At 70.6% G+C, this 26,157-nt stretch carries 26 protein-coding genes; 17 read left to right on the top strand and 9 right to left on the bottom strand.

All coding sequences use genetic code 11. The features are described from left to right. The first annotated feature begins 297 nt into the window (after nt 1-297). Together groL and DVA86_RS25395 are read left to right on the top strand one after the other, a co-directional pair. The gene (gene groL / locus DVA86_RS25400) at nt 298-1,926 is read left to right on the top strand and encodes a chaperonin GroEL (RefSeq protein WP_208881740.1); all 1,629 of its coding nucleotides are present in this window, start codon (nt 298-300) and stop codon (nt 1,924-1,926) included. 271 nt (nt 1,927-2,197) lie between these two features. Then, on the top strand, nt 2,198-2,629 hold the full coding sequence (locus DVA86_RS25395; RefSeq protein ID WP_208881738.1) for a hypothetical protein: 432 nt from the start codon (nt 2,198-2,200) through the stop codon (nt 2,627-2,629). A gap of 91 nt (nt 2,630-2,720) precedes the next feature. Here the strand turns inward: DVA86_RS25395 and DVA86_RS25390 are convergent, their stop codons facing one another. Next, nucleotides 2,721-3,485: an SDR family NAD(P)-dependent oxidoreductase gene (locus DVA86_RS25390; protein ID WP_245997119.1), complete on the bottom strand. Its 765-nt coding sequence runs from the start codon at nt 3,483-3,485 to the stop codon at nt 2,721-2,723. Between the two features lie 66 nt (nt 3,486-3,551). Between DVA86_RS25390 and DVA86_RS25385 the strand changes: the two genes are divergently transcribed. Next, a complete protein-coding gene (locus tag DVA86_RS25385) occupies nt 3,552-3,938 on the top strand; it encodes an ArsR/SmtB family transcription factor (RefSeq protein WP_208881734.1) in 387 nt (128 codons plus the stop codon). A gap of 12 nt (nt 3,939-3,950) precedes the next feature. On the opposite strand, the gene murQ is transcribed toward DVA86_RS25385, so the two are convergent. Both murQ and DVA86_RS25375 read right to left on the bottom strand, forming a co-directional pair. After that, entirely contained in the window at nt 3,951-4,895 is a 945-nt protein-coding gene (gene murQ, locus DVA86_RS25380) for an N-acetylmuramic acid 6-phosphate etherase (RefSeq protein WP_208881733.1), read from the bottom strand. A 200-nt stretch (nt 4,896-5,095) separates the two neighbouring features. Then, nucleotides 5,096-6,067, bottom strand: coding sequence for a MurR/RpiR family transcriptional regulator (locus tag DVA86_RS25375; RefSeq protein ID WP_208881731.1), 972 nt, complete (start codon nt 6,065-6,067; stop codon nt 5,096-5,098). 101 nt (nt 6,068-6,168) lie between these two features. Between DVA86_RS25375 and DVA86_RS25370 the strand changes: the two genes are divergently transcribed. Together DVA86_RS25370 and DVA86_RS25365 are read left to right on the top strand one after the other, a co-directional pair. After that, nucleotides 6,169-6,543: a hypothetical protein gene (locus tag DVA86_RS25370; RefSeq protein WP_208881730.1), complete on the top strand. Its 375-nt coding sequence runs from the start codon at nt 6,169-6,171 to the stop codon at nt 6,541-6,543. Next, nucleotides 6,540-6,800, top strand: a complete 261-nt coding sequence (locus DVA86_RS25365; protein ID WP_208881728.1) for a DUF4031 domain-containing protein — start codon at nt 6,540-6,542, stop codon at nt 6,798-6,800. The genes DVA86_RS25370 and DVA86_RS25365 overlap by 4 nt, the downstream gene beginning before the upstream one ends. Before the next feature lie 69 nt (nt 6,801-6,869). Here the strand turns inward: DVA86_RS25365 and DVA86_RS25360 are convergent, their stop codons facing one another. The 4 genes from DVA86_RS25360 to DVA86_RS25345 form a co-directional block, all read right to left on the bottom strand. After that, nucleotides 6,870-8,255 carry a polysaccharide deacetylase family protein gene (locus DVA86_RS25360; protein ID WP_245997117.1) on the bottom strand — a complete coding sequence of 462 codons (1,386 nt, stop codon included), beginning with the start codon at nt 8,253-8,255 and terminating at the stop codon, nt 6,870-6,872. Between the two features lie 267 nt (nt 8,256-8,522). After that, the gene (locus tag DVA86_RS25355; RefSeq protein ID WP_245997734.1) at nt 8,523-9,371 is read right to left on the bottom strand and encodes a GH25 family lysozyme; all 849 of its coding nucleotides are present in this window, start codon (nt 9,369-9,371) and stop codon (nt 8,523-8,525) included. A gap of 470 nt (nt 9,372-9,841) precedes the next feature. Next, nucleotides 9,842-11,161 (bottom strand): Cmx/CmrA family chloramphenicol efflux MFS transporter, encoded by a 1,320-nt coding sequence (locus tag DVA86_RS25350; protein WP_425470925.1) that lies wholly within the window; start codon nt 11,159-11,161, stop codon nt 9,842-9,844. 130 nt (nt 11,162-11,291) lie between these two features. Further along, nucleotides 11,292-11,969, bottom strand: coding sequence for an HD domain-containing protein (locus tag DVA86_RS25345; protein WP_208881724.1), 678 nt, complete (start codon nt 11,967-11,969; stop codon nt 11,292-11,294). 58 nt (nt 11,970-12,027) lie between these two features. Between DVA86_RS25345 and DVA86_RS25340 the strand changes: the two genes are divergently transcribed. Then, nucleotides 12,028-12,729, top strand: a complete 702-nt coding sequence (locus DVA86_RS25340) for a copper homeostasis protein CutC (RefSeq protein ID WP_208881723.1) — start codon at nt 12,028-12,030, stop codon at nt 12,727-12,729. 109 nt (nt 12,730-12,838) lie between these two features. Here the strand turns inward: DVA86_RS25340 and DVA86_RS25335 are convergent, their stop codons facing one another. Next, nucleotides 12,839-13,483 (bottom strand): AMIN-like domain-containing (lipo)protein, encoded by a 645-nt coding sequence (locus DVA86_RS25335; RefSeq protein WP_245997115.1) that lies wholly within the window; start codon nt 13,481-13,483, stop codon nt 12,839-12,841. Between the two features lie 143 nt (nt 13,484-13,626). Between DVA86_RS25335 and DVA86_RS25330 the strand changes: the two genes are divergently transcribed. From DVA86_RS25330 to DVA86_RS25320, 3 genes are read left to right on the top strand one after another with little or no spacing between them, the layout of a single operon-like run. Continuing rightward, entirely contained in the window at nt 13,627-13,968 is a 342-nt protein-coding gene (locus tag DVA86_RS25330) for an ArsR/SmtB family transcription factor (RefSeq protein ID WP_208881721.1), read from the top strand. A 3-nt stretch (nt 13,969-13,971) separates the two neighbouring features. After that, nucleotides 13,972-14,478 (top strand): SRPBCC family protein, encoded by a 507-nt coding sequence (locus DVA86_RS25325; RefSeq protein ID WP_208881719.1) that lies wholly within the window; start codon nt 13,972-13,974, stop codon nt 14,476-14,478. Further along, nucleotides 14,478-15,098 carry a dihydrofolate reductase family protein gene (locus DVA86_RS25320; protein ID WP_208881717.1) on the top strand — a complete coding sequence of 207 codons (621 nt, stop codon included), beginning with the start codon at nt 14,478-14,480 and terminating at the stop codon, nt 15,096-15,098. The genes DVA86_RS25325 and DVA86_RS25320 overlap by 1 nt, the downstream gene beginning before the upstream one ends. Before the next feature lie 55 nt (nt 15,099-15,153). Here the strand turns inward: DVA86_RS25320 and DVA86_RS25315 are convergent, their stop codons facing one another. After that, entirely contained in the window at nt 15,154-16,161 is a 1,008-nt protein-coding gene (locus tag DVA86_RS25315; RefSeq protein WP_208881715.1) for a LacI family DNA-binding transcriptional regulator, read from the bottom strand. Nucleotides 16,162-16,364: 203 nt separating this feature from the next. Here DVA86_RS25315 and DVA86_RS25310 point away from each other — a divergent pair, with 203 nt between their 5' ends. The 8 genes from DVA86_RS25310 (at nt 16,365) to DVA86_RS25275 (ending at nt 26,157) form a co-directional block, all read left to right on the top strand. After that, on the top strand, nt 16,365-17,444 hold the full coding sequence (locus tag DVA86_RS25310; protein WP_208881713.1) for a glycoside hydrolase family 172 protein: 1,080 nt from the start codon (nt 16,365-16,367) through the stop codon (nt 17,442-17,444). Between the two features lie 69 nt (nt 17,445-17,513). Then, entirely contained in the window at nt 17,514-18,860 is a 1,347-nt protein-coding gene (locus DVA86_RS25305; RefSeq protein WP_208881711.1) for an ABC transporter substrate-binding protein, read from the top strand. Next, nucleotides 18,857-19,819, top strand: a complete 963-nt coding sequence (locus tag DVA86_RS25300; protein WP_208881710.1) for a carbohydrate ABC transporter permease — start codon at nt 18,857-18,859, stop codon at nt 19,817-19,819. The genes DVA86_RS25305 and DVA86_RS25300 overlap by 4 nt, the downstream gene beginning before the upstream one ends. Further along, complete coding sequence (locus DVA86_RS25295) at nt 19,809-20,666, top strand: carbohydrate ABC transporter permease (RefSeq protein ID WP_222623362.1); 858 nt, start codon at nt 19,809-19,811, stop codon at nt 20,664-20,666. Before DVA86_RS25300 ends, DVA86_RS25295 begins: the two co-directional genes overlap by 11 nt. A gap of 130 nt (nt 20,667-20,796) precedes the next feature. Next, a complete protein-coding gene (locus tag DVA86_RS25290; RefSeq protein ID WP_208881708.1) occupies nt 20,797-22,215 on the top strand; it encodes an L-fucose/L-arabinose isomerase family protein in 1,419 nt (472 codons plus the stop codon). Continuing rightward, nucleotides 22,212-24,074: a sugar ABC transporter ATP-binding protein gene (locus DVA86_RS25285; protein WP_245997112.1), complete on the top strand. Its 1,863-nt coding sequence runs from the start codon at nt 22,212-22,214 to the stop codon at nt 24,072-24,074. Before DVA86_RS25290 ends, DVA86_RS25285 begins: the two co-directional genes overlap by 4 nt. Next, on the top strand, nt 24,071-25,165 hold the full coding sequence (locus DVA86_RS25280; RefSeq protein ID WP_208881707.1) for an ABC transporter permease: 1,095 nt from the start codon (nt 24,071-24,073) through the stop codon (nt 25,163-25,165). The genes DVA86_RS25285 and DVA86_RS25280 overlap by 4 nt, the downstream gene beginning before the upstream one ends. Beyond that, the gene (locus tag DVA86_RS25275; protein ID WP_208881706.1) at nt 25,162-26,157 is read left to right on the top strand and encodes a substrate-binding domain-containing protein; all 996 of its coding nucleotides are present in this window, start codon (nt 25,162-25,164) and stop codon (nt 26,155-26,157) included. The genes DVA86_RS25280 and DVA86_RS25275 overlap by 4 nt, the downstream gene beginning before the upstream one ends.

Raw genomic sequence — 26,157 nt, 5'->3', positions numbered from 1 at the left:
ACAAGCTTTACGAGGGGCCCGTTCCGCGACCACCACGGTCACGGAGCGGGTCCTTCCGCTTGTTCGCCGTCGGAGGATCGCGCTTGCACTCGAGGGGGTCGAGTGCTAATCATGGGCGTTAGCACTCTGAGAGTGAGAGTGACAGAAGGACCGGTTCGGTGAGGTCTGCGGACGAGTGGGGCAGGGAACCACCCAGTGTGCAGGCCGTCCGTCGCGGGCGCCAGCGCGGTCCGGAGAAATCCGCCCCCTCGCACCGGGTGCTGGGGGGATCTCCGACGTCCGGGAGGACCACTTCACATGGCCAAGATCATCGCGTTCGATGAGGATGCGCGGCGCGGCCTCGAGCGCGGGATGAACCAGCTCGCCGACGCCGTCAAGGTCACGCTTGGCCCCAAGGGCCGCAACGTCGTGCTGGAGAAGAAGTGGGGCGCCCCCACGATCACCAACGACGGTGTCTCGATCGCCAAGGAGATCGAGCTCGAGGACTCCTACGAGAAGATCGGCGCCGAGCTGGTCAAGGAGGTCGCGAAGAAGACGGACGACGTCGCCGGTGACGGCACGACGACCGCCACCGTGCTCGCCCAGGCGCTCGTCAAGGAGGGCCTGCGGAACGTCGCGGCCGGCGCCAACCCGATGGCGCTGAAGCGCGGCATCGAGAAGGCCACCGAGGCTGTCTCCGCCGCCCTGCTCGAGCAGGCGAAGGACGTGGAGACGAAGGAGCAGATCGCCTCCACCGCCTCCATCTCGGCCGGTGACACGCAGATCGGCGAGCTCATCGCCGAGGCGATGGACAAGGTCGGCAAGGAAGGCGTCATCACCGTCGAGGAGTCGCAGACCTTCGGGCTCGAGCTCGAGCTCACCGAGGGCATGCGCTTCGACAAGGGCTACATCTCCGCCTACTTCGCCACCGACATGGAGCGGATGGAGTCGGAGCTCGAGGACCCGTACATCCTGATCGTCAACTCCAAGATCAGCAACGTGAAGGACCTCCTTCCGCTGCTGGAGAAGGTCATGCAGTCCGGCAAGCCGCTGCTGATCATCGCCGAGGACGTCGAGGGCGAGGCGCTGTCCACGCTGGTCGTCAACAAGATCCGCGGCACCTTCAAGTCCGTCGCCGTCAAGGCCCCGGGCTTCGGTGACCGCCGCAAGGCCATGCTGGGCGACATCGCCATCCTCACCGGCGGACAGGTCATCTCCGAGGAGGTCGGCCTCAAGCTGGAGAACGCCGGTCTCGAGCTGCTCGGCCGCGCGCGCAAGGTTGTCATCACCAAGGACGAGACCACGATCGTGGACGGCGCCGGTGACACCGAGCAGGTCCAGGGCCGGGTCAACCAGATCCGCGCCGAGATCGACAACTCCGACTCGGACTACGACCGCGAGAAGCTCCAGGAGCGCCTCGCGAAGCTGGCCGGCGGCGTGGCCGTCATCAAGGCCGGCGCCGCCACCGAGGTGGAGCTGAAGGAGCGCAAGCACCGCATCGAGGACGCGGTGCGGAACGCCAAGGCGGCCGTGGAGGAGGGCATCGTCGCCGGCGGTGGCGTGGCCCTGATCCAGGCGTCCGTGGTCTTCGACAAGCTCGAGCTCGAGGGCGACGAGGCCACCGGTGCGCAGGCCGTCAAGCTCGCGCTGGAGGCCCCGCTCAAGCAGATCGCGATCAACGCCGGCCTCGAGGGCGGCGTCGTGACCGAGAAGGTGCGCAACCTGAAGGCGGGTCACGGCCTCAACGCCGCGACCGGCGAGTACGTCGACATGCTGGCCGAGGGCATCAACGACCCGGCCAAGGTCACGCGCTCCGCGCTGCAGAACGCCGCCTCCATCGCGGCGCTCTTCCTCACCACCGAGGCCGTCATCGCCGACAAGCCGGAGAAGGCGGCGGCCGGTGCCGCCGACCCGACCGGTGGCATGGGCGGTGACATGGGCTTCTGATCCTTCCGGATCAGCGGTTCCGCTGTACGCGCCAAGGGCGGCTCCCTCGGGGAGCCGCCCTTCGGCGTGCGTGGCCCCTCGACCCCCGGCCCGTGGCCTCCCCCTGGCCTTCCTGTGGCCTTCCCCCGGCCTGCCCGGCCTGAGTCGCGATCGTACGTTCGGGCGGAACGGGGGCGGCTGTTCAAGACTGACCGTTCGGCCGATGATTCGCGGCTTTTCTTCCTGTTTGCTGTGACTCGACATCATTTGCTCTTCGAGAACAGGAAGTTGCATGAACCGAACCGTCACCGCCCGCCCCGTCGTCGCCGGTTTGCTCGCCCTGGGCGTGCTCGGCGCGGGCGTCGCGTCCGCCGCGACCGCCGCCGCCGTGGGGGAGCCGACGCCGCGCGGCCCGCAGTCCACCGCGGCCGTACAGCCCGCCAACCAGCTGATCACCGCGCGGGCCGACGCCACCACCGTCAAGGCGTGGCAGCAGTTCCGTGTGCAGGGCAAGGCCCAGGGCGTGAAGCCGGGTTACACCGTGCTGCTGCAGCAGAAGCAGGGCGCGTCCTGGAAGTCGCTGCCCGTCTCCACGACCGTCAACCGCGACGGCTCGTACAGCCTGCGCGTGAAGCTGGGCGTCAAGGGCAAGAACCAGCTCCGTACGATCACGGGCCGGCACGGCGACGTCGTGTCGCAGCCGATGTCCGTGGTCGTCCGCTGAGACCCCCTGCTGACCGGCAGGTTGGAGGGCGGCCCCACCCCTGGCGGGTGGGGCCGCTTCATGCGTGCGCGCGCCGCTCCGCCGCGGGCGCTCAGAGCAGTTCGAGTCCGCCGTCGACCGTGAGGATCTGACCGGTCAGCCAGGCGGTGTGGGAGTCGCTGAGCCGTACGATCCACGCCGCGACTTCGGCGGGTTCACCGCGGCGCCCCAGCGGGATGCGCGCCGCCTCCTCGGCCTTGATCCGGTCGATCGCGGCGTCGGGGAGGCCCGAGGCCGCCAGGGCCTCGCTCTCGGTCGGGCCGGGGGCGACGCCGTTGACGCGGATACGGTCGGGCGCCAGCTCCACCGCCCAGCTGCGGGTCAGCTGTTCCAGCGCGGCCTTGGAGGCGGCGTAGTGGCCGGCGTGGGGCGCGGGCCGGTGCCCGTACGTGCTGGAGACGTTGACGATCGCCCCGCGCGCGGCCTTGAGGTGCGGCAGCGCCGCGCGGGCCAGCAGGCTCGGTGCGGTGACGTTCGTCGCCAGGATGCGCGCGATGCCGTCCTCGGTGGCCTCTGCCAACGGCAGTACGGCGAACGCTCCGGCGTTGTTGACGAGGACGTCGAGCCGGCCCCACCGTTCGACGGCGGCCCGTACGACCCGTTCGGGCCCGCCCTCCTCCGTGATGTCGGCGGGGAAGGCGGCGATGCCCGTATGGGCGGCGGCGGTCTTGTCGAGGGCCTCGGCCCGGCGGCCGACCCCGAGGACGTACGCGCCGGCCTCGGCGTACGCCTCCGCGGTGGCGCGGCCGATCCCGGAACCGGCGCCGGTCACGATCACGACCTGGTCGGTGAAGCTGCCGGCCGTCGGGGTCCGCACGGTGGTCCTCCAGTGGTCGCCGGTGTTCGATGTTCTGCGAACTTCGAACGAAGGTAGCATGAGCGCATGAAGGATCCGCATCACCCCGCTCCCGGCGAGATCACGCTTCCGCGCGTGCTGGCAGCGCTCAGCGACCCCATACGGCTCGGGGTCGTACGGCTGCTGGCCGACGGCCGCGAGCGCGGCTGGGGCGAACTGCGGGCGCCCGTGGCAAAGTCCACGCTCAGCCACCACATGAAGGTCCTGCGGGACGCGGGCCTCACGCGCACCCGTCAGGAGGGCACGCGCTGCTACGTCGAGCTGCGCCGCGCCGACCTCGACGCCCGCTTCCCGGACCTGATGGGGACGCTGCTGGCGGTGGCGGGCGCCGAGGGCGTCGGCGGGGACGTCACCGCGGGCGGCACGGGTACGGGCGGTGCGGGCGGCACGGCCGGCGCGGCCGGGAGCTGCTGAGGGAGGGTGCGGTTACGACCCGCCCGCCGCCTGGAGCGCCGCACGCAGATGGCCGTGCGAGTCGGTGAGCAGCCGGGCGGCGGTGGGGCCGTCGACATGGCCGAGGATGGTGAGGATCGCGTGCTTCACCTCGCCGTCCGTGGCCTCCAGCGCCCGTTCGATCTCGTCGTCCGGGGCGCCCGTCGCCAGGGACACGATCCGCCGCGAGCGGGCCCGCAGCTTCTCGTTGGAGGCGCGTACGTCGACCATCAGGTTCCCGTACGTCTTGCCCAGCCGGATCATGGTGATCGTCGACAGCATGTTGAGCACGAGCTTCTGCGCCGTGCCCGCCTTGAGGCGCGTCGAGCCGGTCAGCAGCTCGGGCCCGACGACGATCTCGATTCCGTGGTCGGCGGCCCCGGCCAGCGCCGAGCCCGCGTTGCAGGAGAGCCCGACGGTCAGCGCGCCCAGCGAACGCGCGTGCTCGACGGCGCCCACCGCGTACGGCGTGCGGCCCGAGGCGGAGATGCCGACGACCGAGTCGTCCGCGCCCACCTTCAGCTCGTCCAGGTCGGCGGCCGCCAGCCGGGCGCTGTCCTCGGCGCCCTCCACGGACTTGACCATGGCGGAGGGGCCGCCCGCGATGAGGCCCATGACCTCGTTCGGGCCGGTGTTGAACGTCGGCGGGCACTCGCTGGCGTCCAGCAGGCCCATCCGTCCGGCGGTGCCCGCGCCGGCGTAGAGGAGGCGGCCGCCACGGGCCATCCGTTCGGCGATGGCGTCGATCGCGGCGGCGATGCGCGGCAGCGCGGCGGCGACGGCGGCGGGGACGGTGGCGTCCTCCCCGTTCATGATCTTGGCGATCTCCAGCGTGGGCAGCTGGTCGATCTCGGACAGCTCGCTGCGGAACGCCTCGGTGGTCATGCTGTCCAGCTGGGCGCGCAGTTCGTTGTACGACGAGTCGGCGGTGGAGGTCATGGCGAGGAGCGGCTCTTTCCGGTGCGAGTGCTGATGCTGATGCCGTGGCTGATGCCGGTGCCGGTGCCGCGCTGCACGGCGGTGTGCCGGCGCGGGCCCGTACGCGGGTGCCGGACGCGCGTGCCGCGTGCGTACGTGCCGAGCGCGCGCCGTACGGTCCCGGCGGTGCGTGCCCTGCACGCGGTCCGTGCGGGGCGCGGTCAGCGCACCCGGGGCGAGTGGCGGTGTGCCAGCGCCTCGTACGAGGCGGACAGGGCAGGCGCGGCGGACTCGTACGTCCGTTGTGCCACACCTATGAACAGGCAGTCCACCACGAGGAGCTGGCTCGTACGGCTCGACATCGCGGCCGGTCTCAGCTCGCTCTCGCGGGCGGTCGAGGTGGTCAGCACATGGTCGGCGTACTGCGCGACCTCGCCGTCGGGCCGTCCCGTGATGGCGATGGTCGTCGCGCCGTGGTCGAAGGCGACGCGCAGCGGCTCGATCACGTCGACCGTGCGGCCCGAGTGCGTGATCGCGAGCGCCACGTCGCCGGCGCGCAGCTGCACCGCGTTCGTCACCGCGAGATGCGGGTCCGCGTGGGCGTGCGCGACCAGGCCGATCCGCAGCAGCTTCTGCGCCAGGTCCTGGCCGACGAGCGCGGACGCCGCCGCCCCGTACACATCCACCCGGCGGGCGGCGGCCAGCGCCCCGACGGCCGCCTCGACCTGTGCGGTGTCCAGCCCGGCCGCCGTGTCCGCGAGGGTCTGCTGCTCGTCCTGTGCGAGCTTGCTGATGACCTCGCCGATCGGATCGTCCACCGCTATGTCGGCGGTGACGGACGGCGCGGCACCCGACTCCTGCTGCGCGGCCAGGCCCGCGAGCGCGAGCCGCAGATCGCGATAACCGGGATAGCCCAGCAGCCGCGAGGTCCGTACGACGGTGGCCTCGCTGGTGCCCGTACGCTCCGCGAGCCCCGTGACGGTCAGTCGCGCGCAGCCCGCCGGGTCGTGCGCGACGGTCTCCGCCACGCGCTGCATGGAGCGGGTCATCGACGGCGCCATCGTGCGCACCTTGGCGGCGAGGGCGGCGGGCCCGGGCGGGCCGGCCGTACGGACCGGGGGCGCGGGTGCGGGGACGGGCGAGGGTGCGTGCCCGCCACGGCTGGCGAAACTTTCCTTCACGCTGTTCGTCACGGGCAAAAGATATTTTCATTCCTACTGGCCAGTCAACCCCCCGGTAGCAAGCGACATCCGGCGTGGACCCGTACTCGCGCGAACTTTGGTCCAATTGAGACATGGAGCAGCAACCGGAGGCCCAGCCCCTCGAACAGGCACTGCACACGGCGCGCGCCCGCATCCTCGCCGACCTGCACGCGAGCGACGTCGACCAGGCCGACGTCGTCTCGCTGGTGGAGGACGCCGTGGTGCACCGGCGCTGGTGGGTCGAACAGTGGCCGGACGGCGTCTCGTTCGTGGACGGCCTCGTCGCCCAGGACGTCCAGGACGCGCTGCTGGAACGCTACGGCCGCTGGCCCCTGTGCCCGGCCTGCGGCGGCGCCGACCTGCACGCCCTGGAGGTCGAGCCGGAGCTCGGCGAGAACCCCCACTGGGTGTGCGGCAAGACGTCCACGGCGGTCGCCCGCGTGGGGGGACTGGGACGGCTGACGTGACCGTCTACATCGATCCGCCCACCTGGCCCGGACACGGCCGGATGTGGTCCCACATGGTGAGCGACTCCTCGTACGAGGAACTGCACGCCTTCGCGGAGGCCATCGGCTGCCCGCGGCGGGCGTTCGACCGGGACCACTACGACGTGCCGTCGGAGCGGTACGCGGCGGCGGTGCGGCAGGGGGCGGTGGAGGTGGGCAGCAAGGACCTGCTGCAACGGCTCACCTCGGCGGGCCTGCGGCGGCCGCGGCCGCAGTGACCCCCTGCCCGGCGGCTGCGCCGGGCCCGGCGGCTACCCCCTGCCTTTCGGCTTCGTCGTGCTCCCCGGCTACGCCGACGCCTTCGCGAGGTACTGCTGCCAGCCCCCGGTGGGCGACTGCCCCACCTCCAGGCCCCGCAGCTTCTCCAGCACCGCCGGGTCCTGGGCGTCCAGCCAGTCGGTGAACTGCCGGAACGAGACCAGGCGTACGTCCTTGCGGCCGGCTATCTGCTTGACCGTCTCCTCCACGGCGTCCATGTAGATGCCGCCGTTCCACTCCTCGAAGTGGTTCCCGATGAACAGCGGCGCGCGGTTGCCCTCGTACGCCCGCTTGAACCCGGCCACGTACGCGCCGGTGGCCTCCTTGCGCCAGGCCGGATGGTTGGCGGGCGGGCCGTTCGTGGAATTCTTGGACTGGTTGGCGAGGATGTTGTAGTCCATGGACAGGACCTCGAACTCGTGCCCCGGGAAGGGCAGGGCCTGCAGCGGCAGGTCCCAGATCCCGTTCTTCTTCACCGGCCAGCGCTGGACGCCGCCGGGCGAGGAGGCGTCGTAGCGCCAGCCCAGCTCGCGGGCGGTGGGCAGCAGCTTCTCCTGGCCGAGCAGGCAGGGTGTACGGGCGCCGACGAGCTCCTTGTCGTAGTCGAACGGGAGCGGCGGCAGGTCGTGCCAGCCGGTGTTCGTCCGCCAGTTCTTCACGAACGACTTGGCCTGGTCTATCTCGTCCTGCCACTGCGCGGAGCTCCAGTGCGCCACGCTGCCGCTGCCTTCACCGCAGAAGTGCCCGTTGAAGTGCGTGCCTATCTCGTGGCCTTCGAGCCAGGCCCGGCGTACGTACTTCAGCGTCTCCTTGATGTTCGCGTCGCGGAGGTAGCCGATGTCGGAGGCGCCCACGGTGTTGTTCGGCGGCCGGTACAGCCGCTTCTTCGATTCCGGCAGCAGATAGAGGCCCGACAGGAAGAACGTCATCCCGGCGTCGTACTTCTTGGCCAGGTCGAGGAATCTCGGGAACAGCCCGTTGCCCACCTCCCCCGCGCCGTCCCAGGAGAACACCACGAACTGCGGCGGCGCCTGCCCCGGCTTCAGCTTGGCCGGCGCCTCGGGCTGCTTCGGCTGCCGCCCCGTGTACGCCGTGGAACCGTCCCCGATCAGCTTCGGGTTCTTCAGCGAAGGGCCGCTGTCTTCCGGGCCCACCTTGTCGGAGTCGTCGGAGCCGTCGGAGTCGGAGCCCCGCAGGTCGTCCAGGGTCCCGCAGCCGGCCAGGGCCAGCGTCGCCGCCGCTCCGGCCCCCGCGGTCAGCGCGGTGCGGCGGGATACGCGTGCGGCCGTGCGCGTGGCCGTGGCCCTGGTCGTGGCCGTGCCCGTACGTGTGTCGTCTGTTCGCGCCGTTACGGCCTCGGCTGCGGCCTTGGCTGCTGCTCCGGCCTCGGGTGCGCCGCCCGTCGTCCTCTTCATGCTTGCCTTGTCCCTCCCGTTTTGCGGTGTCTGCCGCCCGGCAGTCGCCCCCGGATGGTCTTACCGGGTAACAAGTGAGAGGTCCGTACCGGCTGGAAAGTTGCACGAGAGGCCGAATGAAAGTGCGAAGCGGTCAGGTCTTCACAACTGGTAGGCCCTGGTCCATGACCGGAAGGTGGCCCTCCCGTCCACGGACCAGTTCCGCGGCCTCGCGTGCTACTCCCGCGTGTCACATGGGTCAACTCACCCTGTGCTGGGGCGGATCGGTCAGCGTGCGTCCACCATTGGCTTGGCCAGCGAGGTGTTGTTCGCCAGGGCGAGCAGCCTGTCCCGCGAGCCGTTGAACTTGTTGCGGTCGACCGGGTTGATCCCGCCGATGTTCCCGCTGTCCGTGTACTGCCAGACAGTCCAGAACGGGAAGCCGGACGGGATGGTGGGGCTGCCGGTCGTCCAGTGCGCAACCCACAGCGGCGACTTGTCGCTCATGCCGCTCCAGTTGCCCGTGCAGTTCTTCCACCAGTCGGCCGTGGTGTAGATGACCACGTCACGGGAGGTCCGCGACTTGTAGGTCGAGTGGAAGTCGGAGATCCAGTTGCGCATCGAGGCCTGGCTCAGCCCGTGGCACTGCGAGCTGGAGCCGTTCTCGATGTCCAGCACGCCGGGAAGCGTGAGGTTGTCCGCGGACCAGGCTCCGCCGTTCTTGGCGAAGAAGTCTGCCTGCGCCGCACCGCTCGACGAGCCGGGGCGGGCGAAGTGGTACGCGCCGCGGATGACCTTGTTGTTGTAGGCGCCGGTGTAGTTGGCGCCGAACTTCGGGTCCTTGTAGGTGGTGCCCTCGGTGGCCTTGATCCAGGCGAACTGGATGCCGGCACTCTTCACCGAGCCCCAGTTGATGCTGCCCTGGTAGTGGGACACGTCGATGCCCTGGACACCGCTGGTGTCCTGCGCGCCGATCTGACGGCGCTCCTTGCCTGCCGCCTCCTTCTCCGCGCTGATGCCCATGCGGCCTTCGCCGAGCCGGTAACCTTCCTCCTCGCCGCCGGCCGGGGCGGCGTTCGAGGTCCCGACGGTCGTCAGCGTGAGGGCCATCGCCGCACCGACGACGCCGGCGGCCATGGCGGTCCTCCGTACGGCCCTGCTCGCGGTCGTGTTCACGGCCTGGTCCGCGGTCCTACGCGCGTAGAAGCTGTGGGGGGTGGGTCTGCGCATGAGTGCCTCCTGGGTCAGGGGTGGTGTCTGATGCAGACATGTCACAAATACGCGACAGCGCGGGCGACGGAAAGAGCGCACGCGACGTGCCTGTGGTCTAGTCCGCTGATCGCGTCTGTGAGCTGCGGGGATGATCGCCGCCGGGCAAAACTTTCAACCGGCGAACGGCCCTCATCCAGCCGCTTCGGCCCGTTGCTTGAGTACGGACGTCGGCCACGACATCGAGCCTGTCCGGCGTTTGAGGACGGCCCTCGGCCATGGGTTGCGTGTTGTGGGCCGCTCGGCTGGGCCAGCCACCGGCCGTTGGCCGCCCCGGTTCGTCCTCAAGCGCCGGACGGGCTGGATTGGACGGGGTGCGGGCTGGCGCCCGGTCGGCGTCAGTGGGCCGAGGGGCCCCGGCCGTACGCCGCCGACGCGTCCACCGACGCGTCCACCGACGCGTCCGCCGCCGGCGAAGCCGCCGTCCCCGCCCCGCCCGCCACCACCCGCGTCGCCGCCACCCGGCGGTGCAGCCGCGACGCCACCGCCGTCGTGCCCACGGCCGCCGCGGCCAGCGCGGCGCCCGTCCAGGCGACGGCCGGGTACCCCCAGCCCGCGCCGATGACGAGCCCGCCGAGCCACGGCCCGAGCGTGTTGCCGATGTTGAACGAGGCGGTCGTCGTCGCACCGGCCAGCGTGGGCGCCGCGTTGGCGACGTTGAACATGCGGGCGTTCAGCGCGGGCGCCGTCAGGAAGGCCGTGAAGCCGAGCATGAAGGCGAGTACGACCGTGGCGGCCGGGTTGTGCGCGACGAGCGCCAGCACGCCGAGTACGACGGTCGACGCGGCGATCCCCGCGTACATCGTGCCGAAGAGGTGCGCGTCCGCGATGCGTCCGCCCACCGCCGTACCGGCCAGCGCTCCGACCCCGAACAGCCCGAGGATCCACGGCACCCAGCTCTCCGCGAGTCCGGCGGTGTCGGTGAGCAGCGGGGAGAGGTACGAGAAGAGGGCGAAGACGGCGGCGGCGTTCAGTGCGATCGTCGCGAGGGCGAGCCAGACCTGCCGGTCGGCGTAGATGCGCAGCTCGTTGCGGAGGCGTGGTGCGTCGGCGCCGGTCGCCGGGCGCGTACGGGGCACCAGCGTGACGACGCCGACCAGCGCGACCGCGGACATCGCGGCCACCGCCCAGAACGCCGAACGCCAGCCCGCGTGCTGCCCGAGGAAGGCGCCCGCCGGTACGCCGGCGATGTTGGCGATGCTCAGCCCGCCGACCATGATCGCCATGGCGCGTGCCCGCGCGTTCACGGGCACCAGGGAGATCGCGACGGCCGCGCCGACCGCCCAGAAGCCCGCGCAGGCGAGCGCGCTGAGGACCCGTGACGCGAACAGCACCGCGTACGTCGGCGCCACCGCGCCCGCCACCTGCCCCAGCCCGAAGACGGTCAGCAGCGCGATGAGCGTCGTACGGCGCGGCAGCCGCAGCGTGGCCGCCGCCAGCGCCGGAGCTCCGACCACCATCCCGATCGCGAACGCGGAAACGAGCAGCCCGGCCTTCGGGATCGAGACGTCCATGTCCCGCGCGAGCGGCTCGAGGATGCCCGCGAGCATGAACTCCGAGGTGCCCAGCGCGAAGACGGACAGGCCGAGTACGTAGACGGCGACGGGCATGCGTACGCGGGCAGCCTTGGGCGACCGGGCCGGGGAGTGGGTGGGCATGTCATCTGCCAACTCCACCCCGGACCCCACTATTCCTCCCCGCGCCGCCGACCCGGCCGGACACCGTATGAGACACGTCACCGCGCGGCGCGCATCGCGTCGCGCGGCGTCCGGCATTCGGCGCGGGGATTCAGGCGCTGAGCAGGTCCAGTTCCGCGCGGACGTTGTGGCGGGCCGTGCGTTCCCAGTGGGTGCGGCCGTACGGGGTGCGGAACAGGTGGGGGAGGGCGAGGAGTTGGTGCAGGACCTGTTTGCGGCCCGCGCGGAAGGCGTCGTCCGGGACGAAGCCGTACTCCTGGCGTACGGCGGCGGCGTAGTGCGCGTACGCCTCGGGGGAGCCCGCCAGGACGGCCAGGTCGGCGTCGCACAGGACCTCGCCGTTGGTGTCGCCGGGGGCGGGGTCGTGGCCGGCGGTGAGCCGTACGAGGCGGGCGACCTCGGCCGTACGGTCGGCGGGGACGCCGGCCTCGGCGAGGGCGCGTTCGGCGAGGTGGGCGCTGCGCTCCTCGTTCTCGCTGCGGTCGGGGCGGTAGACGGCGTCGTGGAACCAGGCGGCGAGGCGTACGGCGTCCGGGTCGGCGGCGTGCCCGGCCAGGGCGTCGACGTGGTCGAGGACGGCGCGGAGGTGGTCGGTGGTGTGGTAGCGGCGCTGCGGTTCGGCCCAGCGGGCGAGCAGGTTCGCGCCGTACGCGGCCGGGTCGGGCGCGGGGTCGAGGGCCGGGCCGGAGGCGGGGGCGTCGGCGCGTACGCGCGCGAGCAGCGCGGTCCACCGTTCGAGCAGGCCGTCGTCCGTGCGGGTGGTGCTCATGGACACAATTGTGAGGGCCGTCTACCGGGTCCGCCGGGGCTGTGGCAGTCTTTCTTACATGTCTAGACCAATTCTCGAGGTGATCGCGCTCGACGCCGCCGACGCGCGCGCCGCTCAGGCCGGAGGGGCGGACCGCCTCGAACTGGTCACCGACATGGCGGCCGACGGACTCGTACCCAGCCGCGAGACCTTCGTACGCATCCGCGCCGCCGTCGACATCCCGCTCCGCGTGATGCTGCGCGCGGCGGACGGGTTCACCGTCGGCGGCGCCGAAGCGCTCGACGGGCTGCTCGCGCGGGCGCGGGAGCTGCGGGCGGCGGGCGCCGACGAGTTCGTGCTCGGCTTCCTGGACGAGGCGGGCCAGCCGGACCTGTACGCCGTCGGCGCGCTCGCCGAGGCGACGGCGGGCTGCCCGTGGACGTTCCACCGCGCGATCGACCGCGCCGCCGACCGCGACGGCCTCCGCAAGCAACTCGCCGACCTGCCGGGCCTCGACACGTACCTCACCGCCGGTGCGCCCACGGGCGTCGACGACGGCATGGAGGTGCTGCGCGCCGAAGCCGCCCGCAGCGCCGCACGCGAACCGGGCTACGGGCCGCGGCTGATGGTCGGCGGCGGCCTGCGGCTGGAGCACGTACCGGCGCTGCGGGCGGCGGGCGTCGACGCGTTCCACATCGGCGGCGCGGCCCGTACGGCGGGCTGGACGTCGCCGGTCAGCGCCGCCGCCGTACGGGAGTGGCGGACGGCGCTGGACGGCTGACGGGCGCCCGGCACCTCCGGCAGGGCCCGGGACCCCGGCGGCATCCGCGGTGGGGCCTCGACGGCATCCGCGGCATCCGCGGCGCCCCCGGTGGGGCGCCCGCGTGGAGTCAGCGTGCGGTGGTCGCCGTCCACGAGTGCGCCACGTCGACCACCAGCCGGTCGCCGAGCTGGAACACGCGGAACGGCAGCCGCGCCCGTACGCCCAGGCCGAGTTGGGTCCGGCCCTCGTAGCTCGCGCCGAAGCGGGCGTCGCGGAACGTGCGGTAGCCGCTGAGGCTGACACCCGGCAGCGGCCGGCCGCCGCGTCCGGCGTACGTCGGCTGGTGGGTGTCGGGGTCGTAGCTCGGCGCGAGCGCCACGATCTCGAGGATCGCCCCTCCGGAGATCGCGATCTCCCGGCCGGAGCCGTCCTGGTGGAACTTGTCGACGTACCGCACCTGGTAGCCGACGGTGCTCGCGGGCAGTCCGCCGCGTACGTCGAGGACCATGCGGTCGTAGCAGTCGTGGCGGCCTGTCCGTACGTTCGTCAGCGGCCGGTCGCCGGTGCCGTCGGCGGCCTTGGGCAGGCTGCCCCAGTTGACGACGCCGCAGCTCGCCCCGGCGGCGGCGACCCGTACGGGCGCCTCGCCACTGCTCGCCGCGGCGGGCCCGACAGCCACGGCGGCCAGGAGCCCGGCACTGACGACGGCGATGCCACCGGCGAGCGGCCTGGCGGCGGACGGTCTGCGTGCGGACGATCTCTTGTTGCGCATGGAAGCCCCCTCTGATGCATTCCTTTATGGCAACACATCAGACAAGCGGGACTTGAACAAAGTTGTACGGATTGACCCTCTTTCGTGCCGCCTCAGTCACCCCTTCCGCTTGACGCATGCCCATATGGGCATACGATTGCCGCATGGCACGAGCCGCGACGACGTCGGACGTCTTCAATGCGATCGCCGAGCCGCAACGCCGGGAGATCCTGGTGCTGCTGCGGGCGGGTGAGCAGCCGGTGACCGAGCTGGCACGGGAGCTGGGGATGACCCAGCCGCGCGCGTCCAAACACCTGCGGGTCCTTCGTGAGGTCGGGCTGGTGCGGGATCGCAAGGCGGGCAAGCAGCGCCTGTACGGCCTTGACGCCCGTGGGCTGCGCTCCGTCCACGAGTGGACCGGCGGGTTCGAGCGGTTCTGGAGTGAGAGCTTCGACCGGCTGGACGCGTACGTGCAGGACCTGAAGCAGGAAAGGCAGGAGGAGTAGCTCATGAGCACGACGGGACGAGGAGCGCGGGCGCAGTCCGCGACGGCCGACCGCGAGGTCGTCATCGCCCGGGTCATCGAGGCCCCGCGGGAGCTGGTGTTCGAGGCGTTCACCGAGGTCCGGCATCTGTCGCAGTGGTGGGGACCGGAGGGGTTCACCACGACCACGCAGTCGTTCGACTTCCGTGTCGGCGGGGAGTGGGACTTTGTGATGCACGGACCGGACGGGACGGACTACCCCGAGTGGATCACCTGGACCGAGATCGTTCCGCCGGAGCGGATCGCGCTGCTCCACGGTGAGTCCCGCGGCGACCCGAACGCCTTCGAGTCGGTCCTGACGTTCGAGCCCGACGGCGCGGCGACCCGGATCGAGATGCGCACGCTGTTCCCCACCAAGAAACTGCGCGACGAGGCGGTCGAGACGTACCACGCGATCGAGGGCGGCCGGCAGACCCTGGGCAACCTGGCCGCCTACGTCACCGAGACCGTTCGGAAGGGAGCTGAGGGCTGATGGCCGGGAAGGTGTTCTTCAGCGTGTCGATGTCGCTGGACGGCTTCATCGCGCCCGAGTCCGTCGAGGACCTGATGGGGCGGCAGTGGATGGAACTGCAGCAGTGGGTCTTCCCGCAGCGGTTCTTCCGGGAGAACCTGAAGCTCGGCGCGGGCGGCGAGGAAGGGCGCGACAACGACATCCTGCGGGAGACGTTCGAGCGCACCGGCGCGAGCGTGATGGGCAAGCGCATGTTCGACGCCGGCGAGCAGGCATGGCCGGAGGACGCGCCGTTCCACACGCCGGTGTTCGTCGTGACGCACGAGAAGCGTGACCCCTGGGAGCGGCCGGGCGGGACCACCTTCCACTTCGTCAACGACGGCATCGAGTCCGCGCTGGACCAGGCCCGCGAGGCCGCCGGTGACCGCGACGTCCGCGTCGCGGGCGGCGGCGCGACGATCCTGGAGTACGTGAACGCCGGCCTGGTCGACGAGTTCTCGATCGCGCTCTCACCTGTGCTGTTCGGCGCCGGAATCCGTCTGTTCGAGGGCGTGGACGCGGGCCGCGTGGCGCTGGAGCCGGTCCGCGCGGAGCCCTCCCCGAGGGTGACGCACCTGACCTACGCCGTCCGGGAGCGGTAGCCGCACGGCACACGGCACACGGCACACGCCACACGGCGGACGCCGGCGCGCCCCCTCACTCCCCCTCCGGCCCCGCCGTGCTCGCGCGCGGGCGGAGGGCCGTGCGGAGCACGACCGTCTGGAGGGGTTTGTCCGAGCCCGCGATGCGTTCCTGGAGCAGGGCCGCCGCCGCGACCCCCAGGTCGTACGCGGGCAGCTGCACCGTCGTCAGCGGCGGTCGTACGAGCGAGGCCCAGGGGACGTCGCCGAACGACAGGATGCCGAACGACGGCGGTTCGACCCCCGCCACCCGCAGCGCCTGGAGGGCGCCGACCGTCATCAGGTTGTTGGCCACGAACACGGCGTCCGGCGGTTCGGGGAGGGCGAGCAGCTCTTCCATGGCCGTACGGCCGCCCTCCACGCGGAAGTCCGCGTGCCGCGTGTAGGCCCGTATCCACTCGTCCGCGGCGCCGGCCTCGCGCATCGCGGCGCGGTAGCCGGCGAGGCGCTCCTCGGAGGTGGAGGCGCCGGCGGGGCCGGTGATGCAGGCGACGCGCTGGTAGCCGCGGTCCACCAGGTGGGCGGTGGCCTCGTCGCTGCCGTGCTGGTTGTCGACCATCACCGCGTCGACCATGGCGGCGCGGGGCCGCCGGTCGACGGCGACGACGGGCATGCCGCGCTCGGCGAGCGCGGAGAAGTCCGAACGGCGGCGGGAGGCGGCGGCGACGATGACGCCCGCCATCTGTTCGGCGAGGGCGATGTCGAGGTAGCGCGCCTCCTTCTCGACGTCCTCGTCGGTGTTGCAGAGGACGACGGACAGATTCGTACGCTGCGACGCGTCCTCGACGCCGCGGGCGAGCGCGGTGAAGAACGGGTTCTCGATGTCGGGGATCATCAGCCCGATCACGCTGGCGCGCTGGGTGCGCAGGGAGCGGGCGACCCGGTTGGGTGAGAAGCCGAGTTCGGCCGCGACCTGGCGGACGCGCTCGGTGCGCTCGGGGCTGACCCGGCCGCCGTTGAAGACTCTGGAAACGGTCGCGGGGGAGACGCCCGCCGCTCGCGCCACATCGCTGATCGTTGACACCGGACTCCTTCGCACAACCTCTTCGCACAACCTCTTGACACCGCTCCAGGCGAACTTTACGTTCGCGTGAAATGGATTTCAACGGCATCACCCCAAGCTGCCGCTGAGGCCGGGCATCCACCACCAGTGTCCCTCTTTACTAGGTGGGATACCCATGGAGTCCAAAGAAATCGATTTCACGATCCTGTAGGAGTGTGTGCACGATGCTCGACGAGCTGTCCAGGCGTACGGACGCGGTCTCCCGGTCCGTGAGCCCGGAGAACTTCACCGGCGCCAAGGGGGCCGGCGGCCGGGCCACCGAGGGTACCGGGGCGCAGGCCGCCGGGGCACTGGGCCAGGGCTGGAAGATCTCGCCGAGCATCGAGATCGCTCCCGGCGAGACCGCCGAGCTCGCCGACATCGCGGGCCCCGGCACCGTACGGCACATCTGGTGTACGACCGCCCCGCACCGCGCCTGGCGCGGCACGCTGTTCCGGGCGTACTGGGACGGCGCGGCCGAGCCGGCCGTCGAGGTGCCGCTGGGCGACTTCTTCTGCAACGGCTGGAACGTCTTCAGCCAGGTCTCGTCCGTACCCGTGGCGGCCAATCCGAACGGCGGCTTCAACTCGTACTGGGCGATGCCCTTCCGCGACCGGGCCCGCTTCACGGTGGAGAACCTGTCCGCCGAGACGGTCGTCCTCTACTACCAGATCGACTACGAGCTGGCCGAAGTCCCCGGCGACGCCTGCTACCTGCACGCCCAGTGGCGCCGCAGCCACCCCGTCCCGTACGGCGAGACGCACACGCTGCTGGAGGGGATCGAGGGCCGCGGGCAGTACGTCGGCGCCTATCTCGCCTGGGCCACGAACAGCCCGGGGTGGTGGGGCGAGGGCGAGCTGAAGTTCTACCTCGACGGCGACACCGACTTCCCGACGATCTGCGGCACCGGCACCGAGGACTACTTCGGCGGCGCCTGGAACTACGACATCGAGGGCCGCGGCTACACCGAGTACACCACCCCGTATCTCGGTCTGAACCAGGTGCTCAAGCCCGACGGGCTCTACCGCAGCCAGCAGCGGTTCGGGATGTACCGCTGGCACGTGCAGGACCCCGTCCGCTTCGCGCAGGACCTGCGCGTCACGGTGCAGTCGCTCGGCATCGGCCCGGGGCACGGCAACGGGCTGCCCCACCGGTACCGCCCCACCAGCGACGACATCGCCTCGACGGCGCTCTTCTACCTCGACGCACCCACTGCGTCCGTACGTCCCGCCACGCCCGGTCTCCTCACGCTCGAAGTGGACTAGGGCGCGGTGTCCACGGCCTGACGGCCGCAGTGGTGTTCACGGCCTGACGGCCGCACAGGGAGGAACCACATGACAGTCGACAGCACGCGCGGCGTCCCCAGGCGCCGCGTGCTCGCGGGCGGCGCGGCGGCGGCGGGGACCGCCGCGCTCGCCGGCTGCGGACTCCAGGCGAAGGCCGAGGGCGGGCCGATGCAGTTCTGGAACTTCTACGCCCCGCAGCGCTCGGACGACCCCGCCCTCGCGGCGCAGAGCAAGTGGTTCACCGATCTGGTCGCCAAGTGGAACGCCAGCCACAAGACCAAGATCGAGCTTCTCTATCTGCCGCCGCCCATCTACCAGACGGGCTCCAAGCTGCCGACGGCGTTCGCCGCGGGCTCCGGCCCGGACATCTTCCTCGCCAGCCCGGGCGACTTCCTCCGCTACTACAACGGCGGGATCCTGATGGATCTGACGCCGCACATGGACAAGGCGGCCGTCAAGGACTACTACAAGGACGCGCTCGCCAGCCGCATGGTCGACGGCAAGGTCTACGCCCTCCCCATGGAGGTCGAGCCGCTCGCCATGTACTACGACGTCAGCGCGTGGGAGAAGGCGAAGCTCTCCGAGGGCGACATCCCCACCACCTGGGACCAGTTGCTGGACGTCGGCGCCAAGCTGAAGTCGCCCACCCGGGCCGGGATCGTCACCGAGACCAAGCCCGGCTATCTGCAGAACTTCCTCTGGTACCCGTGGATGTGGCAGGGCGGCGGCGACGTACTCGACGAGAAGGGCCGCCCGTCGGTCGACACCAAGGCCGTACGGCAGGCGCTCCAGCTGTGGCAGGACGCCGTACGCCTCGGGATCACGCCGCGCGTGCCGCCCGCCGCGAACGATCTGATCGCCGCGTTCCGGGGCGGCAACGCCGCCATGTGGCAGAGCGGCATCTGGCAGGTCTCCAGCTTCCGCGCGTTCGCCCCGAAGTTCGAGTACGGCCTGTTCAAGCTGCCGACGCCGCCCGGCGGTACGTACAAGACGGCGCTCGGCGGCTGGTCGTTCTGCGCCAACGCGAAGGGGCGCCACCCCGAGGCGGCCGCCGAGTTCTGCGCCTGGGCGCTCGGCACGATGGAGGAGGAGTGCCTCGACCGGATGGTCGACTGGTGCGTCAAGGCCAAGTCCGACATCGCGCCCCGCAAGTCCGTCCTCGAACGGGCCACCCGCGCCGGCGGCTACGACCAGTGGGCCATGAAGTACTTCAAGGACGAGGTCTTCCCCGGCGGCCGGGCCGAACCGCGCTACCCGCCGGTGATCTACAAGGCGATGTCCGACGCCCTGCAGGGCGCGATGCTCGCCGGCCGCAGCGTCGACAGCGAGACATCACGCGCCGCGCAGTCCGTCGAGGCGTACGTCAAGAGCTACAAGGGGGCGAAGCTGGTATGAGCGACCTCGCCGCACCCGAACGCACGGCCTCGGCCGCACCGGCGGCACGGCCGAAGGAGCCGCCGCAGCCGCGGCTCTCCCGCAAGCACCGCGAGTGGCTGGCCGCCGCGCTGTTCCTGCTGCCCGACTGCATCGGACTGCTGGTCTTCGTCGGCATTCCGATGGTGCTGTCCGTGGTGCTGAGCTTCTTCCAGGTCAGCGGCTTCGGCAGCTACGAGTGGGTCGGACTGGGCAACTACGAGCGGATGCTGGGCGATCCGCTGTTCTGGGACTCGATGAAGATCACCGGCATCTACGTGCTGGTGCTCGTGCCCGTGCTGTTCGTGGTGAGCCTCGGGCTCGGGCTGCTCGTCAAGCAGAACCTGCCCGGCGTCAGCATCTTCCGCACGATCTTCTTCCTGCCGTACGTCATCAGCCTCGTCGTGGTCGGCCTGCTCTGGAAGTTCATGCTCGACGAGCAGATCGGCGTCGTGAACAAGGCGTTCCGCTCCGTCGGCCTGGAGGGGGAGTCGTGGCTGGGCGATCCCGACATCGCCCTCTACTCCATCATCGCGGTCTTCATCTGGGTGATGATGGGCTACTACATGATCATTTTCCTGGCGGGTCTCCAGGAGATCCCCCGGGAGTATTACGAGGCCGCCCGGATCGACGGCGCCGGCCCCTGGACGCAGTTCCGCACCATCACCTGGCCGCTGCTGCGCCCCACCAGCTTCTTCGTACTGCTGATGTCGACCGTCGCCGCGATCACCGGAGGCTTCGAGCTGGTCTTCGTGCTCACCGAGGGCGGCCCGGCCAACAGCACGTCGCTGGCGATCTTCTACATCTACCAACAAGCCTTCGTCTTCGGGGAGTACGGCTACTCGGCCGCCATGGGCACCGCCCTCGTGCTGGCGATGGTCCTCGTCTCCGGAGTGATCTTCAAGATCACGAAGGGCGGGAGGTTCGACGATGGCGACTGAGACCCGCTTCGCACCGGCGCGCGTGACGCGCATGAGCGCCGGGCGCAGAGGACGCATCGGGCTGACGGTGCTCGGCACCGTCCTGGCCGCCGTGGCCTTCTTCCCCGTGCTGTGGATGATCACGTCCGCGTTCAAGACGCGGGACACCGTGACCGACGGGAAGCTGATTCCCGACGAGTTCACCGTGCAGAACTTCGTGTACGTCTTCACCGAAGTCCCGTTCGTCCGCTACCTGCTGAACAGCTTCTTCATCTCCGCCGTGATCACCGTCGTGGCGCTGCTGCTGCACTCGATGGCGGCGTACGCGCTGGCGAGGCTGCGCTTCCCGGGCCGCGAGACGCTGTTCATGACGATCTTCTCCACGCTGCTGATCACCGCGCCCGTCGTGCTGATCCCGCTGTTCCTGGTGGTACGTGAGCTGGGGATGCTCGACTCGTACGCGGGCCTCATCATCCCGGCGATCTTCAACGCGTTCGGCATCTTCCTGCTCCGGCAGTTCTATCTGGGGCTGCCCAGAGAGCTGGAGGAGGCGGCGATCGTCGACGGCTGCGGGCACTGGCGCGTGTACTGGTCGATCGTGCTGCCGCTGTCCCGGCCGATCCTCTCCGCGCTGGCGATCTTCTTCTTCCTCGCCAACTGGAACTCGTTCCTCTGGCCGCTGGTCTCCACGACGAACCCCGACCTCACGGTCGTACAGGTGGGCATCGCCTCGTTCCAGTCGCAGTACGGCTCCAACTGGAACTACGTGCTGGCCGCGGCGGCGGTCGCGGCGGCGCCCATGCTCGTCCTCTTCTTCAGCTTCCAGAAGCAGATCACCGAGTCCATCAAGACGTCCGGGCTGAAGTGACGGGCGGCCCGGGCCGCTTCACACGCACCACCCGACCGGCACCAACCGGCACCACCGCAGTACCCGCACCAACCCCGCACCACCTGCCGTACGCACCGCATTTCGGCACGACACACATGGAGGACCCCCCATGGCACGCATCGGTCTGCTCCCGATTTCCGACGGCCGCGACTACGTCCAGCGGGACGTCACCGAGCACGTCGGACGGGCCGCGACCCAGCTCGCCACCGTGCTGCGGAACGCCGGGCACGAGGTGATCACCGCCCCCGAGCAGATCACCAGCAACACCCTGGCGACCTCGCAGGCCCGCTGGGTGGCCGACCACCACCCGGACATCACGATCATGCACCACTCCGTGTGGACGTTCCCGCACTTCACCGCGCTCGCCGCGGAGGCCACGCCCGGCCCGCTGCTGCTCGTCGCGAACATCGACCCGCAGTTCCCCGGCATGGTCGGCATGCTCGCCGGCGGCGGCGCGCTCGACCAGCTCGGCCGCACCCACGCACGCGCCTGGGGCGACCTCGACGACCCGGCGGTGCAGGAGCGGATCCTCACCCACGTACGGGCCGGGGCCGCCGTACAGGGCCTGCGCGGCTCCACGTTCGGGCGGATCGGCGGGCGGCCGATGGGGATGTACACCGCCACCGCCAACACCGACCAGTGGATGAAGGTCTTCGGCGTCGACGTCGAGGAGATCGACCAGTGGGAGATCGTACGCCGGAGTGAGAACGCCGAGCAGTCGCGCGTCAGCCAGGCGCGCGCCTGGCTCGAGAAGCACGCCGCCGGCGTGCACTACGACGGCGACCGCCTCACCCCGGAGCTGCTCGAGCGCCAGATCCGCACCTACTACGCGATGCGCGAGCTGATCGACGAGTGGAACCTCGACTTCTCCGGCATCAAGGGCCAGCCCGAACTCACCGCGAACTTCTGCACGATGGACATCGCGGAGGCGTTCCTCAACGACCCGTACGACTGGGAGGGCCCCAAGCCCACCCATGTCACCTCCACCGAGGCCGACATGGACGCCGCCATGACGATGCAGCTGCTGAAGCTGCTCTCGGGCGACCCGGTGCTGTTCGCCGACATCCGGCACTACCACGGCGACAAGGACGTCTGGGACCTGTGCAACTCCGGGCAGCACGCCACCTGGTACGCCGCCCGCTCCGACGACCCGGCGGAGAACCTGCGGCACGTCAACCTCTTCCCCGAGGTTTTCTACTTCCCCGCGGGCGGCGCCTCCGTACAGCACCTCGCGGCGCCCGGCGAGATGACGTTCGCCCGGCTCACGCGTGAGGACAGCGCGTACCGCATGCACGTCATGCGCGGAAACCTGGAGACGTACGACGACGCCACCAACGAGCGCATGATGCGCGCCTCCACCTGGGAGTGGCCGCACGCCTTCGCGTCGCTGAACTGCGAGGCCGAGGAGTTCCTCACCAAGTTCGGCTCCAACCACCTGCACGCCGTGCCCGGCGACTACGTCGCCGAACTGCGCGCCGTCTGCCGCCAGCTGGGCATCCGCTACGACGGGTTCGGGGACGCCGCATGACAGACGAGCGGGACCAGGGGGAACCGGCGCCACCAACGGAGTTGGCGCCGGAGCCCGCGTCGGGGGCGCCGGAGCCCGCGCCGGCGCCGGCCTCGGGGGCGTCCGCGCCCGCGCCGGCGCCGCTGCTGGCGATGCGCGACATCGCCAAGAGCTTTCCGGGCGTACGCGCGCTCAAGGGCGTACGCCTCACCGTGCACGCCGGCGAAGTGGTGGCCCTGCTCGGCGAGAACGGCGCCGGCAAGTCCACCCTCATGAACATCCTCGCCGGCGTCCACGCCGACTACGAGGGCGTCATCGAGTGCGACGGCAAGCCCGTACAGATCCACTCGCCCAAGGCGGCGCAGGCGCACGGCATCGGCATGATCCACCAGGAGCTCAACCTGGTGCCGGAGCTGACCGCGGCCGAGAACATCTTCCTCGGCCGCGAGCCCCGCACCGTACGCGGCACCGTCGACCGCAAGGCCATGGACCGGCGCGCGGCCGAACTCCTCGCCCGGCTGGGCCTTGAGGTGCCGCCGCGCCGGCCCGTCAAGCACTGCCGTATCGCCGAGCAGCAGCTCATCGAGGTCGCCAAGGCGCTCAACCTCAACGTCCGTCTGCTTGTCATGGACGAGCCGACTTCGGCGCTCGCCGACGCCGAGGTCCGCCGGCTCTTCGACGTCATCCGCGACCTGACCGCGGATGGCGTCGGAGTCGTCTACATCTCCCACCGGCTCGAGGAGCTGGAGGAGATCGCGGACACCGTCACGGTGCTGCGGGACGGCGAGTTCGTCGGCGAACGCTCCATGACCGGCACCGACCGCGCCGAGCTCGTACGGCTCATGGTGGGCCGCTCGCTCGGCGAGCTCTACCCGCGCGGCAGCGCGCAGCGCAGCGACGGGCCCGTACGCCTTGAAGCCACCGGGTTGAGCTGTGCGCCCGAGGGCGGCAGCGCGCTGCACGGGATCGACGTGACCGTACGGGCCGGGGAGATCGTCGGCCTGGCCGGGCTGATGGGCGCGGGGCGTACGGAGGTGCTGCAGGCGCTGTTCGGCGCGTACGGCGCGGCGCGCGTACGCGGCACCATCACGCTGGACGGGAAGCCGTACCGGCCGCGCAGCCCCGGGCACGCCCTGCGGAACGGGATGGCGCTGGTCGCGGAGGACCGCAAGGCGCAGTCGCTCGTACTCGCCAACACCGTCCGCTTCAACACCTCGCTGGCGTCACTGGCGCAGTACCGGCGCCCGTGGCGCACCGTCGACCGGCGCCGCGAACGGGCGGCGGTCGCGGAACAGGTCGGGAACCTCAAGGTCAAGACACCCTCGCTGAACGCGATCGTCGGCAAGCTGTCCGGCGGCAACCAGCAGAAGGTCGTCCTCGCCAAGTGCCTGCTGACCAAGCCCAGTCTGCTGCTGATGGACGAGCCGACGCGCGGCATCGACGTCGGCGCGAAGGCCGAGATCCACGCGCTGATGGACGAGTTGGCGCGGCAGGGGACCGGCATCCTCGCGGTGTCGTCCGAACTGCCGGAGCTCATCGGCATGTGCGACCGGGTGCTGGTGCTGTGCGAGGGGCGGCTGACGGGGGAGTTCCACCGCGACCCGGCACACGGCCCGCGCGCGGAGCAGGAGGCGCTGCTGACGGCGGCGATGGCCCGGGAGGCGGTCCTGGCGGAGGGGGCGGTCCGGGACGGGCCCGTAGCGGATGCGTCCGTACGGGATGAACCGGCGGCGGACGAGCCCGTAGCGGATGGGTCCGTACGGGACGATCCCGCGGCGGACGAGCCCGTACAGGACGAGCCGCCCCCAGACGAATCCGTCCCGGACGGCGAGAGCGGCACGGAAGACAACGACGGGACCTCGGGGGTTCAGGGCACATGACCGGTACGCTCACCGACGCACCACCACCGGAGAAGGAAGCAGCACCCACGCCACTGGCCCGCGTCCGCCGGTTCCTCCCGGTGCTGGGCTCGCTCCAGGGCTACATAGGACTCGTCCTCGTCGTCCTCATCGGCATCGTCACCAAGGGCGACGTCTTCCTCAACGAGACGAACCTGACCAACGCGGTCGGCGCCTTCTCCTCCCGCGGCATCCTCGCCGTCGGCGTCACCCTGGTGATCCTCACCGCGGGCATCGACCTGTCCGTCGGCTCCCTGATGGGCTTCTGCTCGATGGCGGCGGCGCTCCTGCTCGTGAACGAGCAGATGCCCGTATGGCAGATCATCCCGCTGTGCATGCTGGCGGGCGCCGCGTTCGGGCTGATCAACGGCATCGGCACCTCCATCCTGCGCATCCAGTCGTTCGTGATGACGCTCGCCATGCTGTCCATAGCCCGCGGCCTGGACAGAGAGATGTCCGACAACGTCTCCGTCGGCACCCAGGTCGCCAAGCCCGACGGCACGCTGACCCCGGAGTCGGAGGCGTTCCAGAAGCTGGGGACGCCGGGCAACAACGTCTTCGAGGGCACCTGGCTGCCGCTCGTCGGCAAGGAGGGCATCTACTTCCCGGTGCTCGCCTTCGTCGTGGTCTGCATCGTGTTCCATCTGATGCTGTCGCGCTCGACGTTCGGACGGCACATCTACGCGGTCGGCGGCAACCCGACCGCGGCCCGGCTCTCCGGGATCAACGTCACCTTCGTCATCATCGCCGTCTTCACCCTGTCCGGCATGCTCGCGGGCATCGCGGGGCCGATCGACGCCGCGTACAGCGCCTCGGCCGACCCGCTCGCGGGCAACTCGTACGAACTCGACGCCATCGCCGCCGCGGTCATCGGCGGCGCCTCGCTGGCGGGCGGCAAGGGGACCATCGTCGGCACGTTCGTCGGCGCGCTGATCCTGACGCTGCTCGACAACGTGCTCGGACTGAACGCCGTCAGCGACAACTGGCAGCTGGTGATCAAGGGCTCGATCGTCGTACTGGCGGTGGTGCTGCAACGTCCCGATCTGTTCCGCAGGAAGGAGAAAATCGCATGAGGCGTACGTATTCCGTGGGCACCGTCGCAGCCGCCGCCGTCCTCGCCCTCACCGCCACGGCGGGGTGCAGCTCGGAGGCCGGGGAGGCGAGCGACGCGGGGGACAAGAACCAGGACGAGTTCGTCGTCGGCTACTCGCAGGCGAACAACGCCGAGCCCTACCGCGCGCAACTCAACCTGCAGCTCAAGCACTTCATCAAGAAGTACCCGAAGCTGAAGCTGCTGCCGATCGCCGACGCGAAGCAGAACAGCGCGACGCAGGTCAGTCAGATGCAGAACTTCATCCAGCAGAAGGTCGACATCCTGATCGTCTCGCCCAACGAGCCCGCCCCGCTCACCCCCGCCGTCACCCAGGCGTGCGAGGCGAAGATCCCCGTGATCGTGCTGGACCGCACCGTGAACACCGACTGCTACTCCACCTTCATCGGCGGCGACAACTACGAGATCGGCAAGAAGGCCGGCGAACGCGCCGTCAAGGCCCTCCCGAAGGGCGGCAAGGTCGCCGAACTCCGCGGTGTGCTCAGCTCCCAGCCGCAGATCGACCGGCACAAGGGCTTCGCCGACGCGATCAAGGGCCACGACATCGAGGTCAGCGCGCAGCGCGAGGCCAAGTGGCTGCGCGGCGACGCCACGAAGATCATGCAGCAGTGGCTGCAGCGCGGCGAGGACTTCGACCTGGTCTACGGCCACAACGACGACATGGCACTCGGCGCCCAGCTCGCCGCCAAGTCGGCGGGCAAGGACAAGGACATGAAGTTCCTCGGGATCGACGGCCTCGCCATCCCGAGCGGCGGCATACGTGCCGTACAGCAGGACAAGCTGGAGGCGACGTACCTCTACCCGACGGGCGCGGAGGAGGCCGCGAAGGCGGCACAGGACATCGCGATGGGGAAGGACGTGAAGAAGAAGCAGGTCCTGCCCACCGAGGAGATCATGTCCGACAACGCCGCCGAGATCTACGAGCAGTTCGACATGAGCGGGAAGATCAAGTGA

Origin of the sequence: Streptomyces armeniacus, from assembly GCF_003355155.1 — a bacterium.
GTDB classification, from domain to species: Bacteria; Actinomycetota; Actinomycetes; order Streptomycetales; family Streptomycetaceae; genus Streptomyces; species Streptomyces armeniacus.
This window is presented reverse-complemented; position numbering and strand designations above follow the sequence as displayed.